Consider the following 13,564-nt stretch of genomic DNA (forward strand, 5'->3'; position numbering starts at 1 on the left):
AAAATAGCCTTCTAGGGTACTTTTCCCCCAGAAGGCTAGCTTGTTAAAGGTTAGCGAAAGTGGTTAGAATTCGTTGGCAAACTTCTTCCAAGACAGATGTCGGCATAGCTACATTTAAGCGAGCATGTAGAGCTCCTTCTTCACCAAAGTCTAAGCCTCTATTAAGGATAACCTTGGCTTCATTTCTTAAGAGTCCTTTTAATTCTTCATCGCTAATATCATAGGCTGAAAAATCAAGCCAAATGAGATAGGTCCCTTGAGGTTTCATGACCTTGATTTTAGTTTCTTTGCCAAATACATCCACTACATAATTGATGTGTTTCTCAATCAGTTCTTTGAGTTCTGTCAACCAATCCTCCCCATAGCGATAGGCAGTTTCTGTTGCTAAATATCCCAAACCTGAGATTTCATGTTGATTATTAGCCAGCTGGCGTTTTTGGAAAGCCACTCTCAACTTGGGATTTTCGATAATGGCGTAAGAATTTTTCGTTCCAGCAATGTTAAAGGTCTTGGTCGCACTGCTTAAAACTAGTGAAAATTCTTTAAAATCTTCATTTACCGTGTTGAATGACTGGTGCTTGTTTCCAAATAGAGCTAAATCTTGGTGAATCTCATCAGATACCAGCAAGACTCCATGTTTTTGACACAGTTGTCCAATCTTCTCTAAGACTTCCTTTTCCCAAACGCGTCCACCAGGATTATGAGGATTGCAGAGAACGTAGAGCTTCACATCTTCTTCGACAAAGTCTTTTTCTAGTTGGACAAAGTCAATCTCAAAAAGTCCATCTTTTTCTACTAGAGAGTTGGTGATTAATCGACGATTGTTGAGCTTAATGCTCCGAGCAAAAGGTGGATAAACGGGTGTATTAATGAGTACTGCTTCACCCTCTTTGGTAAAGGCTTGAATGGCTGTTGAAATAGCTGGCACTACTCCTTCGATAAAGACTATAGCATCCTTTTCAAAGCGATAACCATGGTGTTTTTCCTCCCAGTTTTGAACAGCTTCAATCAAGCCATCACTAGCATAGGTATAGCCATAAACTAATTGCTCCGCATAGTCATGGACAGTCTGACGAATCTCAGGTAACACTTCAAAGTCCATATCAGCAATCCAGGCTGGTAATACTTCTCGGTCAGTCTCTGCTTCTTTCCATTTATAAGTATGATGTCCAAAACGATTGGGCAAGGTCGTAAAATCATATCTTCCCATAGTCTTATCCTTCCAAGGCTTGACGCAAATCTTCAATCAAATCTCTAGCATCCTCAATACCAATAGACAAGCGCAAGAGGTCATCGGTCAGTCCATAAGAATGACGAACCTCTGCAGGAATGTCTGCATGGGTTTGAGTGGTTGGATATGTAATTAGACTTTCTACACCACCCAGACTTTCAGCAAAAGAGAATACTTTCAAAGTATTTAAGATATGAGGGATGCGCTTCTCATCTGCCACTTTAAAGGAAATCATTCCCCCACGACCTGTATACAAAACTTCTTTGACTGCAGGTGATTGTTCCAAAAAGGCTACGATTTCCTGAGCATTAGCTGTTGAGCGCTCCATACGAAGTGACAAGGTCTTGAGACCACGAATCAATTGATAACTATCAAATGGTGACAAGACAGCCCCTGTCGTGTTGAGATTGTAAAAGAGTTTTTCGTACAAATCAGCATTATCTGTCACAACTACACCAGCTAGAACATCATTATGGCCTGCAAGGTATTTTGTCGCCGAATGAAGGACAATATCTGCTCCATCTTCAATTGGACGTTGGTAAATCGGGCTATAGAAGGTATTGTCGACGACAACTTTAGCACCCTTAGCATGAGCTAATTGAGCCAATTTTTCAATATCAAATTCCAACATCAAAGGGTTGGTTGGCGTTTCGATATAGAGTACATCCACATCCTTTTCTAGCTCGGCAATTAGTTCTTCTTCTGTGTTAGCATAGGTAAAGTGGAAACGTCCTTCCTGCTCAACTTGATTGAACCAACGGAAAGAACCACCATAAAGGTCACGGACAGCCAAAACCTTACTTCCTACTGGAAAAATGCTAAAGGCCAACACAATCGCAGACATACCTGAACTAGTTGCTAGAGCATAATGGGCTGATTCAATAGCTGCTAAGACTTCCTCTGCCTTGCTACGAGTTGGGTTTTTGGTACGGGTATAGTCAAATCCCGTTGATTGACCAAATTCTGGGTGCTGATAAGTCGTTGAAAAGTGAATTGGTGTAACCAAAGCACCTGTTGCCTCATCAGACTTAATCCCTGCTTGTGCTAAAATTGTGTTGATGTGAAATGATTTACTCATACAATACCTCCAAATCTATAGTAACTATTGTACCACTTATTTTGTATCCTTCGTTTTCTTGTTTTCAAGAGCTAGTTATAGTTTCAAACTATATAAAAACGATAGCTTCCTGAGAAACTATCGTTTTTCCTGTTGAATAGACTGATTATTTAACATGTTTTGCTAATTCTTCTTGGGCTTTTTTATTAGATGCTTCTTTTTCTTTTAACCATTTTTCTTTAGCTTTTTCATACTCATCAGCCGTTACAGTTTTATCTTGCAACTTGAGATATTTGTATGATTCGACACCCTTATTTCCAGCTTGTGAGAATGGCGATGAGAATGGAACTGTCTTTCTCAAGGTCGGTGTTCCACCTTGAGAAACGTTTGGAATAGCAAGGGCGCTATCAACGAGCCAAGCTTGAACTTCAGCATATTTTTCATAACGTTTTGCTGGATCTTGCTCCTTGTTCGCTTCTTCCAACATTTGAGTGTAAGTATCCAGACCAACTTCCTTAGCCTTGTCATTGACCTCACCTGGTTCTAGACCAATGTTTTGCAACATACCACCGTTATTGACATTTAAGATATCAAGATAGCTTGACGGATCTAAGTAGTCTGCACTCCAACCACCATTATAGATATCAAAGTCTTTTTGGGCTGCAGTTTGAGCGAGGTAGCCAGAATTATCGTAATCGTCTGTTGATAATTGTTGGATATCAATCACCACATTCTCAGCTCCTAGAACAGATTCGATGGATTGTTTCAAAGAGCTTGCTTCAAGTACACCTTTTTTAGCTGATTGGTCAACTGTTACATCCAAGTGGATTGGGAATTGCACACCCTTAGCTTCCAATTCTTTCTTGGCTTCCGCAAATTTAGCCTTAGCCTTGTCAGGATTGTAGTATGGGTCTTGCGCATCTGCAAAGTTGATTCCTTGCCATTCTTGGCCATAGTTGACCATCTTTTCTGAAACAACATCGCCAAAGTCTTTTCCGTTGATACTTACAAATGTTGGAGGTACAACTAGGTTACGAATAATCTTCGTTGCTCCGTCCTCCCCTTGAGATTGTGCTCCATAGGCTGTACGGTTGTATGCATAGTTGAAGGCTTGACGGAAGTTTTTATTCAGAACTGCTTCTTGGGTTGATTTCTTTTCGATATCTGAGGACTTAGACGTGAAGTTATAAGATTTTCTGTCCAAGTTGAAGTTCAAGTAATAAGAAGTTGCATTTTGCATACTATAGATGATGTTATCCTTGTTCTTCTCTTTAATTCCTTCAAAGCTTGAGCTATTTGGATAGAGACGCGCGTAGCTATAGACTCCTTCTACAAAGTTACGTGCTAGTGCATCTTGGTCACTACCATCATAATAGGCCAATTTCACATCATCCACAAAGACATTTTTTTCATCCCAGTAGTTGGGATTTTTCTTGAATTCGATAACAGATTTTGAAACAAAAGATTTCATTAAGAAAGGTCCATTGTACAAAATACTAGAAGGGTCTACCTTACCAAAATCATCCCCTTTTGATTTCAGGAAGTCTGCATTGACAGGGAAGAGAATGGTTGATGTTGTTTTAGAATTCCAATAAGATTCTGGTCGTGTCAAAGTGTACTGAACTGTTTGGTCGTCAATCGCCTTAACACCGACAGTTGAAAAGTCAGTTGTTTTCCCGTTGATATAGTCATCCAAACCTGCTACAGAATCTTGAACCAGGTACAAAGCTTCGGATTTTTTATCAGCAGCATATTTCAAACCAGTTACAAAATCTTGGGCAGTTACTGGAGCATATTCTTCACCTTCAGAGGTATACCACTTAGCATCTTTACGAAGTTTATAAGTGTATGTCAAACCGTCCTGAGAAACAGTCCAATCTTCTGCCAAGGATGGAACGTAGTTACCGTATTGGTCATTTTCCATCAACCCATCTACCAAATTGGTAACGATGTCATTGGTTGTTGCACGGTTTTCTGCAAGATAGTTCAAACTAGACGGATCGCTAGAATAGACATAGTTGTATGTTTTAGTTGAACTAGCTGAGTTGCTACAAGCCGCCAATAGTAGACCGGCACTTAGGGCAAGGCCTGCTAGCGTCAGATATTTTGCCTTAGACTTTTTCATTTCCAGAACCTCCAAAATTAAATATTTGTATCATTATACAGTTAAAGTTTTTTTTAGTCAAGCGTTTATGTGTTAAAAATTTATATTTTTCTACAATTTTTATTTTTTTCTCTCTTTTTTAAATAAAAAATGAACAATTTAAACTTTTTTCCCTTAAAAGTTCAAACTGTTCATTTTATTTATAAAGCATTATGATAATTTTAATCGTGCTCGTAACTGGTCAGCTTTTGCCTGTCCAATAACCTTATCTAAGAGACGAGTATAGAGACTCATGAATCCGTAGAGTCCTCCACCGATTGTTCCGATTAGAGCGACATAAATGAAACTCCAGAAACGTCCAGTTGGTTGGAAGACAAATCCTATCATCCATTGTAAGAAGCCTACCAGAATAAACATGACAAGAGTTAAAATAGTCACTAGGATGGTTCGTTTAAGGATGATCTTTCGACGAACTCCTGTAATCTGACAGATTTCGCGATACATCAAAACAATTGGAATGATAAGACCGATAGTCGTTGAAATGAGAGGACCATAACTATGAAAAAGCGCTATTGATGGTAATTGTAAAACAATCTTAGCAATTGAGCCATAAACAAAATACAAGACTGCCTTACGGTTACGGAACATAGCCTGAAGCATTGGTGACAAGACCATGTACAAGCCTAGAATTGTTGATTGCAAGACCGCAAAGATAAATAAGCCCATAGCCAAGCCATCTGGCTTACCGTAAAAGACTGTATAGAGTGGTTCACCTACCATGACTACTCCAACCGTTGCAGGTAAGAGGAATAGGAAAAGCATGGTAATACTATCTTGCACTAAGCGAGAAGCTGCTGGCAAATCCCCCTTGACATAGTTCTCAGTTAAAAGTGGTAATCCCACACTACCAATCGAAACTCCAACAGAAATGAGAATCATGGTGATTTTATTAGGATTGGCAGAGAAATAAGAAAACATGACAACTAAATCTTCATTATTGTAGTTGGTAAACCACTTCATACTATTGATAAAGGTCATCTGGTCTAAGATTTGGAAGAGTTGAATAGCTGAACCTGTTATGATAAAAGGAATAGCTTCCTTAATCGTATCCAGTAACAGATGTTTGCTATCAATCTTATCTCGTGTTTCAAAGACTTTTTGAAGCATTCCTTCTTTATAGAGGAAATAAAGTAAGACTGCAAAACTAGCTACCATTCCCACAAAGGCTGCAAAGGTAGACTGGGTGACTGCTGCTAGATAGTCTCCCGAACCAAGCTTCATGATGATAAAGGTTGCTAAGAGCATCCAAATAACTCGGATAACTTGCTCAGCGATTTGACTCATGGCATAAGGCTTGAGATTATTCATCCCTTGGAAAAATCCACGGATAACACTCATAGACGGGAAAATCAAGACAGCCCAAGCTAGACTCTGCATAATGGGAATCAAATCCTTCCCGACACCCGAAAGATCTGCCAACCAAGGTGCAAAGAGATATAAGATCAAAGCAAAGGCAAGTCCCAATACCGTCATAAAGCCTAAGAAGCTTCGAATCAGGGCAAAACTATGCTCTTCCTCATGCATGGTATTGTATTTAGCGACCTGCTTAGCGACTGCAACAGGAATACCCGCTGTCGAAATTAACAAGAACCAAGCATAGATATTGTAACCCATAGTAAAGAGACCATTAGCCTTAGCAGCATAAGTCCCCATCCAGATATACCAAGGGATGATGTAAATGGCCCCGAGCAGGCGACTGATAAAGTTACTAGCCGTTAGCCAGGCAGTTCCGCGTAACATCTGGGCCTGCTGATGATTATTTTCGTTAGACATAACTTCCTCATTTAATTTTAATAACGGAAATGTTCCTTATCTTCCATTATAAACTTTTCCTTGTTACTTGTAAAATTCAGACTTTCGGTTTACAATAGAAAGTATGATAAAGATTGAAACTATATTAGATATTTTAAAGAAAGATGGTCTCTTCCGTGAGATTATCGACCAAGGACATTACCACTACAACTACAACGATGTTATTTTTGACAGCATCAGTTACGATAGCCGAACAACCAAAGAAAATACTCTATTTTTTGCAAAAGGAGCTGCCTTTAAAAAAGAATATCTATTTTCAGCTATCGCACAAGGGCTTAATTGGTACGTGGCTGAACAGGATTATGAAGTTGGTATTCCTGTTATTGTTGTTAACAATATCAAAAAGGCCATGAGTTTGATTGCCATGGAATTTTATGGCAACCCTCAGGAGAAACTGAAAATCCTTGCTTTCACTGGCACTAAAGGAAAAACAACAGCGGCTTACTTTGCCTATCATATCTTGTCCCAACGCTACCCAACAGCCCTCTTATCGACAATGAATACCACTTTAGATGGCAAGACTTTCTTCAAATCTTCCTTCTCAACACCTGAAAATATCGACCTCTTTGATATGATGGCTCAAGCAGTTAAGAATGGAAGAACCCATCTGGTAATGGAAGTTTCCAGCCAAGCATATCTGGTAAATCGAGTGTATGGTTTAACTTTCGACGTGGGAGTTTTTCTCAACATCACACCAGACCATATTGGTCCTATTGAACATCCGACTTTTGAAGATTACTTCTATCATAAACGCCTCTTAATGAAAAATAGCCGAGCAGTTGTCATTAATAGCGATATGGACCACTTCTCTATTCTGAAAGAACAAGTTGTGAACCAAGAGCATGACTTCTACGGTAGCCAGTCAAATAACCAGATTGAAAACTCCAAAGCCTTTAACTTCTCAGCTACTGGTAAATTAGCAGGAGATTATGACATCCAACTAATTGGACATTTCAACCAAGAGAATGCTGTTGCTGCAGGACTTGCTTGTCTTCGTCTAGGTGCTAGTCTTGAAGACATCAAAAAAGGGATTGCGACTACTCGCGTACCTGGTCGTATGGAAGTTCTCACTCAGAAAAATGGTGCAAAAGTTTTCATCGACTACGCCCACAATGGTGACAGTCTTAAAAAACTTATTTCTGTCGTTGAAACTCATCAAACTGGAAAGATTGCTTTAGTACTTGGTTCAACTGGAAACAAGGGAGAAAGCCGTCGTAAGGACTTCGGACTTCTCCTCGATCAACATCCTGAAATTCAAGTCTTTCTAACAGCTGATGATCCAAACTATGAAGATCCGATGGCCATTGCAGATGAAATCAGTAGCTATATCCATCATCCTGTTGAAAAGATTGCTGACCGTGAGCAAGCTATCAAGGCTGCGATGTCTATCACAAATCAAGAACTGGATGCTGTCATTATCGCTGGTAAAGGAGCTGACTGCTACCAAATCATCCAAGGTAAGAAAGAAGACTATCCAGGTGATGCAGCCATCGCTGAACGTTATCTATAGTAAATTTAAAGAAGGCTAGGAAATTTCCTAGTCTTCTTCTATTATTTTATAAAGATGAGTCTTTCTTTATCAAATTCTACAGTCAACTCATATTTTCCATCTTCATTTTGAACGATATAACCTAATAAGACTAAACTATCAACAAAGATATCACGTCGTTTCTGCATGAGTTGATCTTTTTTGAGGAACTTGAGTAAAAAGGTAGTCATGTACTTGAGGGCATACTCAGGATTGACATCCCCTAAAATTCCGTAGAGCGCCTGCTGTTCTTCCGTCAAAGGATACTGATGCTTGACCTTATAAAAATAATTAGACAGTGTCATCTTTTCTCTTGCAAAATCGGTATATTCTTTTAAGATTGCTGCATTGGTTTGATTGCGCAATTCGGTCTGAAAATGTTTCTCCAGGATTTCTTGATAGATTGGGCTATTATCTCTCACAAAGACTTCTTGGTCCAGTTCAAGAGATTCTGTAGATTCTAGAAAGGGAAGATTGAGATAATAGCGTTTATTTTCTCTCAAAATCAAACCCGCCTTAATGTATTCCTCCAAGAGCTTGTCAACTGCGACCTCTGTAAACTGAGCCTTGATTTCACGGAGGATAACATCATCATGCTGATAAAGATAGTCTACCAAATCTCTAAAGAATGGTTGTCGCGTCAAACGAGATGGATTAAAAATCTGAATCATGAAGATTCCTTTCTTTACAAACTAAAAGTGGTGATGCTGCTAATTGACTCGGGTTAGTGCCAGGCTGATTCAGAGGTACAGGAAGCCCCAAATCTCGATAATATTCTCTCCAGAAATCACTAATCTCCTTCGTCCCATCCCCAAACTTCATGGGAATGGTCTCAAAAATAGGGAGTAGTTCAGTAATGAACTGAGAACAGTAAAAACCAGCTCCGTCGGGATAAAAGGAAGCATTGTAGGGAGCCCCTAAAAGGCTCTCTGCCAGCTTTTTGACTTCTTTTTGATCCATTTTTGGATAGCGATAAAGGTCATATACTTTCTCAGCTTCAAAGAAATCTTCAGGGGACTGGGCAAGGACACCACCTTCCACCGTAGCATGATAGACCTGTCCGTCCAAAAAGATGGCCACATGGCTATAGTTACCAGTAGATTCCTGGATGGCCTGTCCTATATCCGAATCATCTTTCACAAAAATCAAATCGCCAATTTCTAACATCTTTCTCTCCTAGCAAAAAAGGAGTCAAGACTCCTTTTTAACAATGGGTTTCCCCATCTATGATTATGCATTAAAGCTTTCTGTCAATTGAGGCACTACTTGTTTCTTACGTGAAACAGCACCTGGAAGGAAAGCGTGGTTGTTTTCAAGTTTGAAGTTGAAAGCTACTTCTACCTTGTCCATGTTTGATCCAAGAGCAAGGATTTCTGAGTTTGAGTTAACGATATCTGTGATCATCAAGACAAAGTCAGAGTAGCCATTTGCTGTATTTGCGGCTTGGATGGCTGCTTCGATTTCAGCTTGGCGTTCCAAGACTTCAGCAATATCAACTGTATTCACTTGGGCAACACGTACGTTGTTACCGTTCAATTCAAAAGTCTTTGCATCGATATCAATCAATTCTTCAGCAGATTTGCTTGCCAAATTTGTACCAGCCTTGAGCATGGCAAGACCGTATTCTTCCAAGTTCACACCAGCTAATTCAGCCAATTCAGGCGCAATCACCTTATCAGATGGGTGTGTTGTTGGAGATTTCAAAAGAAGGGTATCTGAAATCAAACCTGAAAGCATCAAACCTGCAATTTCTTTTGGAACAGCTACACCGTGTTCTTTGAACATGCGGTAAACGATAGAAGATGCTGATCCAACTGGTTCCAAACGCATGTAAAGTGGGCTTGCAGTTTCAAAGTTAGCCACACGGTGGTGGTCCACCACACCGTAAACTTCTACTTCAGCAATATCTGAAACTGATTGTTGGAATTCATTGTGGTCAGTCAAGATAACTTGTTCTGCACCTTCCGCTTTAGCAGATGTGATCACGCGCGGTGCTTCCACACCAAAATAGTTCAATACGAAAGCTGTTTCTTCATTTGGAGTTCCTAGAGCCACCGCTTCTGTATCCAAACCATAAGCTTCTTTTGCAAGATAAGCAAAGGCTACAGATGAACCAATAGCATCTGAATCTGGATTTTGGTGTCCAAATACTAGAATCTTAGACATGATAATACCTCGTTTCTTTATTCACTCTATTGTAGCATTTTTTTCAATTTTTGACAAAAGTAAGAGGAGTCAAAGAACTCCCCTCTACTCTTCAAAATGATTGATTAAATTTTTTTCTTGGTTGTCAGATAAAAATCTTTCCTTCTGTGGCCTCTTCTTACGTTTTAGAAGCGCTTCGGCTGACATGGCTTCTTCTTTACTATCGAAACCTTCTGCATAAATAAGTTTTACTGGCAACCGAGCTCGTGTGTACTTGGCTCCCTTACCACTATTGTGAACGGCAATCCGTTTCTTCACATCTGTTGTATAGCCTGTATAGTAGGAACCATCACGGCACTCTACCACATACATATAAGCCTTATGATCCATAGTAAATCTCTTGAATTTCTGGTGTATAAGTACCATCACTATTATGAACAATGAGTGGTGGTAAAACCTTAAAACCACTAGTGGAGCCGTCCTTGATAGCCTCGATCAAAAGCATATTGGCTTCTTTCTCCCGTTTAGGGTAAACAAATTGCAGACGCTTTGGAGCCAAATTGTGTTGTTGAAGCGTTTCTAAAATATCTAACAATCGATCTGGACGATGAACCATGGCTAAACGCCCATTGGATTTGAGAATACTTTGGGCACTACGGCAGATTTCCTTAAGATTGGTCGTAATTTCGTGCCGAGCCAACAAATAGTGCTCACTCTCGTTCAGATTAGAATTTGGATCCACTTTAAAATAGGGAGGGTTGCATAAAATCAAATCAACCTTACTCCCCTGAATGTAAGCAGGCATATTTTTCAAATCATCACAAATGACCTGCATCTGTTCTTCTAAGCCATTTAATCGGACTGACCGGTCTGCCATATCCGCCAATCGTTCCTGGATTTCAACAGACAGAATTTTCGCCTTAGTACGACTACTGGCAAAAAGTCCAACAGCTCCATTACCCGCACAAAAATCCACTATCAAGCCATTTTTAGGAAAGCGAGGAAAGCGTGACAAAAGTACACTATCCACCGAATAGCTAAAAACCTCTCTATTTTGAATAATCTTGATATCTGTAGAAAAGAGCTGATTGATTCTCTCTCCTGATTTTAATAATTCTTCTACCATACTTCTATTATAACAAACTATATTAACATTTCAAGAGAGAAAAAATCAATTAAGACTTTTTCTTATTTAGATTAGAGATAGCTTCCTTGGTCCAGATAGGCATCATGCGAGCCAAAGGAGCAAATCCGTATTTGACACGGTCACTTGAAAAACGTCTCCGTCTCGGTAATTGATGTTTCTCTTCTTCCAAAGTCCGAATAGAAAGACTTGCTTTCCCTGTATATTCGTCCAAATCGACAACTTGGACTTGAACTTCTTCACCGATTTTCAGTATATCATAGATATTCTCAATAAATCCTGTACGAATTTCAGAAATATGAATCAAGCCTGTAATACCAGTCTCTAACTCCACAAAGGCTCCATAAGACTGAATCCCTGTAATTCGCCCTGTTAGCTTATCACCTATTTTCATCCTAGTCCTCGATTTCAATCGTTTCGATAACGACATCTTCAACTGGCTTGTCCATTGCACCTGTTTCTACACCTGCAATTGCATCCAGAACTTCATAAGAAGCTTCATCCGCAAGTTGACCGAATACAGTATGACGACGGTCTAGATGAGGAGTTCCACCTTGTTCTGCATAAATTTCCGCAATTGGTTCTGGCCAACCACCACGAGCAATTTCTTTCTTAGAGTATGGCAAGTGTTGATTTTGCACGATAAAGAACTGGCTACCGTTTGTATTTGGTCCAGCATTAGCCATAGAAAGGGCTCCGCGGATATTGTAAAGTTCTTCTGAAAACTCGTCCTCAAATGACTCACCATAGATTGATTCGCCACCCATACCAGTACCAGTTGGATCTCCACCTTGAATCATAAAGTCCTTGATAATACGATGGAAAATGACACCATCATAGTAACCATCTTTTGAAAGAGCTACAAAGTTAGCTACTGTTTTAGGAGCATGTTCAGGGAAGAGCTTAATACGCAAGTCTCCGTGATTGGTCTTAATAGTCGCAATCGGACCTTCTACTGCTTCAATGTCTACTTGTGGAAACTGTAATTCTTTTTCTACCATACCAAATCCTTCTAAGGCATCGAAAATGCCATCTTCTTCTAATGTTTTTGTAATATAATCTGCTTTTTCTTTGATTTTGTCATGAGAAATGCCCATAGCAATACTAATGCCTGCATAATCAAAGAGCTCTAAATCGTTAAGTCCGTCCCCAAAAACCATCACGTTCTCAGGTTTAAGACCTAAATATTCTACAACTTTTGCTACACCAGCTGCTTTTGAACCTGAAATTGGTACCACATCTGACGAATGTTCATGCCAGCGTACCATACGCAAAGTCGATGCTAAACTTTCAGGCAAAGTCAGGTCATCTCCCTGATCCTCAAAAGTCCACATCTGATAGATGTCTTCTTTTTCATAAAAATCAGGATCAACATCCAAGTCAGGATAAATTGGATCAATGGCCTCACTAATCAACTCAGTTCTAGTGGAGAGTTTAGCAGTATGACTACCAACTAAACCATAGTCAATCCCCACTTCCTTAGTCCAAGCAATATAGGTTTCAACCTTATCTTTAGCGATTTTGTTACTATCAATCACATTGCCTTTTTTATCCTCAATATAGGCACCATTCAAGGTAACAAAAAAGTCAGGTTTAAGCTCGCGAATCTCTGGCACGACACCGAAAATCCCACGACCAGTCGCAATCCCAGTCAAAATACCTTTTTCACGCAATTGTTGAAATACTGTTGAAATTGAGGTGGGGATAAAACCAGTCTTTGAGTTTCTCAACGTATCATCAATATCAAAAAAAATAACCTTTATCTTTTTTGCCTTATATCTTAATTTCGCATCCATCACCTTTCCTCCTTCAATTCACTCTTTCCATTATACCATAAAGTAGAGAAATCCCACATCCCCAATAAAATCCTTGTCTCTTATCCGAATTCCTTTACTAGATACAAAACCAAATCATCATTATTTTGGCTAGTTGCATTCATTTCCAAGGGTTGATTTCGATACCAGACACCTGAACCATCTGGAATGTAGCCCCTTCTGATATACAATCTCTGGGCAGGTCCATAGCCTGAGTGCAAACCTACACCAAGAGTGACCTTACTCGAAACAAACTTGACTCGTTTTTCTGCTTCTTCTAGCAGTTGATTCCCAATTCCTTGATTTCGAAAAGGCTCAAACACATTAAAATCTGATAATTCTGGATAGACTTCTGCAAAAGGACCATGTTTAGCAGAGGGCAAAATGGTAACGTAGCCCGCTACAGCACCATCAATCTCTGCAACTAAGACTTCTCTCTCCCCACTTTCCTGTTCCAGAAAATATCTAGCCAAAATTTCCTCTCTACCAGGCCAACCTTGATTCATAAATCCATGAGATAAGGATTCAATATCAGACTTAATCATATTTCTAATCGTACAATTCATCTTTGACTTACCCACCTTTACTCTTTCTATTACCATTATAGCATGCCAAGGTCAGAAAAAAACTATCTCGTGAAAAAAGACCCACTCGGGTCTGAAAAAGAGG

The 13,564-nt window shown here is 39.5% G+C and carries 13 protein-coding genes; 1 reads left to right on the forward strand and 12 read right to left on the reverse strand.

The genetic code is table 11. The features are described 5' to 3' along the window. Positions 1-43 precede the first annotated feature (43 nt). The 4 genes from AXE83_RS07600 to AXE83_RS07615 all read right to left on the reverse strand — a co-directional run bounded on the left by AXE83_RS07600 (position 44) and on the right by AXE83_RS07615 (position 6,225). Entirely contained in the window at positions 44-1,210 is a 1,167-nt protein-coding gene (locus tag AXE83_RS07600; protein ID WP_060956011.1) for a MalY/PatB family protein, read from the reverse strand. A gap of 4 nt (positions 1,211-1,214) precedes the next feature. Beyond that, positions 1,215-2,309: a cystathionine gamma-synthase gene (locus AXE83_RS07605; protein ID WP_060956012.1), complete on the reverse strand. Its 1,095-nt coding sequence runs from the start codon at positions 2,307-2,309 to the stop codon at positions 1,215-1,217. Between the two features lie 145 nt (positions 2,310-2,454). Then, on the reverse strand, positions 2,455-4,413 hold the full coding sequence (locus AXE83_RS07610) for a peptide ABC transporter substrate-binding protein (protein ID WP_060956013.1): 1,959 nt from the start codon (positions 4,411-4,413) through the stop codon (positions 2,455-2,457). 189 nt (positions 4,414-4,602) lie between these two features. After that, the gene (locus AXE83_RS07615; protein WP_060956014.1) at positions 4,603-6,225 is read right to left on the reverse strand and encodes a putative polysaccharide biosynthesis protein; all 1,623 of its coding nucleotides are present in this window, start codon (positions 6,223-6,225) and stop codon (positions 4,603-4,605) included. 103 nt (positions 6,226-6,328) lie between these two features. Here AXE83_RS07615 and AXE83_RS07620 point away from each other — a divergent pair, with 103 nt between their 5' ends. Then, positions 6,329-7,774, forward strand: coding sequence for a UDP-N-acetylmuramoyl-L-alanyl-D-glutamate--L-lysine ligase (locus AXE83_RS07620; RefSeq protein WP_060956015.1), 1,446 nt, complete (start codon positions 6,329-6,331; stop codon positions 7,772-7,774). A gap of 41 nt (positions 7,775-7,815) precedes the next feature. On the opposite strand, the gene AXE83_RS07625 is transcribed toward AXE83_RS07620, so the two are convergent. From AXE83_RS07625 to AXE83_RS07660, 8 genes are all read right to left on the reverse strand, one after another. Next, positions 7,816-8,463: a DUF1803 domain-containing protein gene (locus tag AXE83_RS07625; protein ID WP_060956016.1), complete on the reverse strand. Its 648-nt coding sequence runs from the start codon at positions 8,461-8,463 to the stop codon at positions 7,816-7,818. Continuing rightward, positions 8,447-8,959, reverse strand: a complete 513-nt coding sequence (locus AXE83_RS07630; protein ID WP_060956017.1) for a YiiX/YebB-like N1pC/P60 family cysteine hydrolase — start codon at positions 8,957-8,959, stop codon at positions 8,447-8,449. Before AXE83_RS07630 ends, AXE83_RS07625 begins: the two co-directional genes overlap by 17 nt. A 63-nt stretch (positions 8,960-9,022) precedes the next feature. Then, the gene (locus tag AXE83_RS07635; RefSeq protein WP_060956018.1) at positions 9,023-9,958 is read right to left on the reverse strand and encodes a manganese-dependent inorganic pyrophosphatase; all 936 of its coding nucleotides are present in this window, start codon (positions 9,956-9,958) and stop codon (positions 9,023-9,025) included. Between the two features lie 84 nt (positions 9,959-10,042). Continuing rightward, complete coding sequence (locus tag AXE83_RS07640; protein WP_060956019.1) at positions 10,043-10,327, reverse strand: GIY-YIG nuclease family protein; 285 nt, start codon at positions 10,325-10,327, stop codon at positions 10,043-10,045. After that, positions 10,317-11,063 carry a tRNA1(Val) (adenine(37)-N6)-methyltransferase gene (locus AXE83_RS07645; RefSeq protein ID WP_049549354.1) on the reverse strand — a complete coding sequence of 249 codons (747 nt, stop codon included), beginning with the start codon at positions 11,061-11,063 and terminating at the stop codon, positions 10,317-10,319. The genes AXE83_RS07640 and AXE83_RS07645 overlap by 11 nt, the downstream gene beginning before the upstream one ends. 49 nt (positions 11,064-11,112) lie before the next feature. Continuing rightward, the gene (locus tag AXE83_RS07650; protein WP_060956020.1) at positions 11,113-11,475 is read right to left on the reverse strand and encodes a S1 RNA-binding domain-containing protein; all 363 of its coding nucleotides are present in this window, start codon (positions 11,473-11,475) and stop codon (positions 11,113-11,115) included. Position 11,476: 1 nt separating this feature from the next. Next, positions 11,477-12,877, reverse strand: coding sequence for a bifunctional Cof-type HAD-IIB family hydrolase/peptidylprolyl isomerase (locus AXE83_RS07655; protein WP_060956021.1), 1,401 nt, complete (start codon positions 12,875-12,877; stop codon positions 11,477-11,479). An 80-nt stretch (positions 12,878-12,957) separates the two neighbouring features. Continuing rightward, the gene (locus AXE83_RS07660; RefSeq protein WP_060956393.1) at positions 12,958-13,461 is read right to left on the reverse strand and encodes a GNAT family N-acetyltransferase; all 504 of its coding nucleotides are present in this window, start codon (positions 13,459-13,461) and stop codon (positions 12,958-12,960) included. Between the last annotated feature and the right edge of the window lie 103 nt (positions 13,462-13,564).

Source organism: Streptococcus sp. oral taxon 431 (assembly GCF_001553685.1).
GTDB lineage: Bacteria > Bacillota > Bacilli > Lactobacillales > Streptococcaceae > Streptococcus.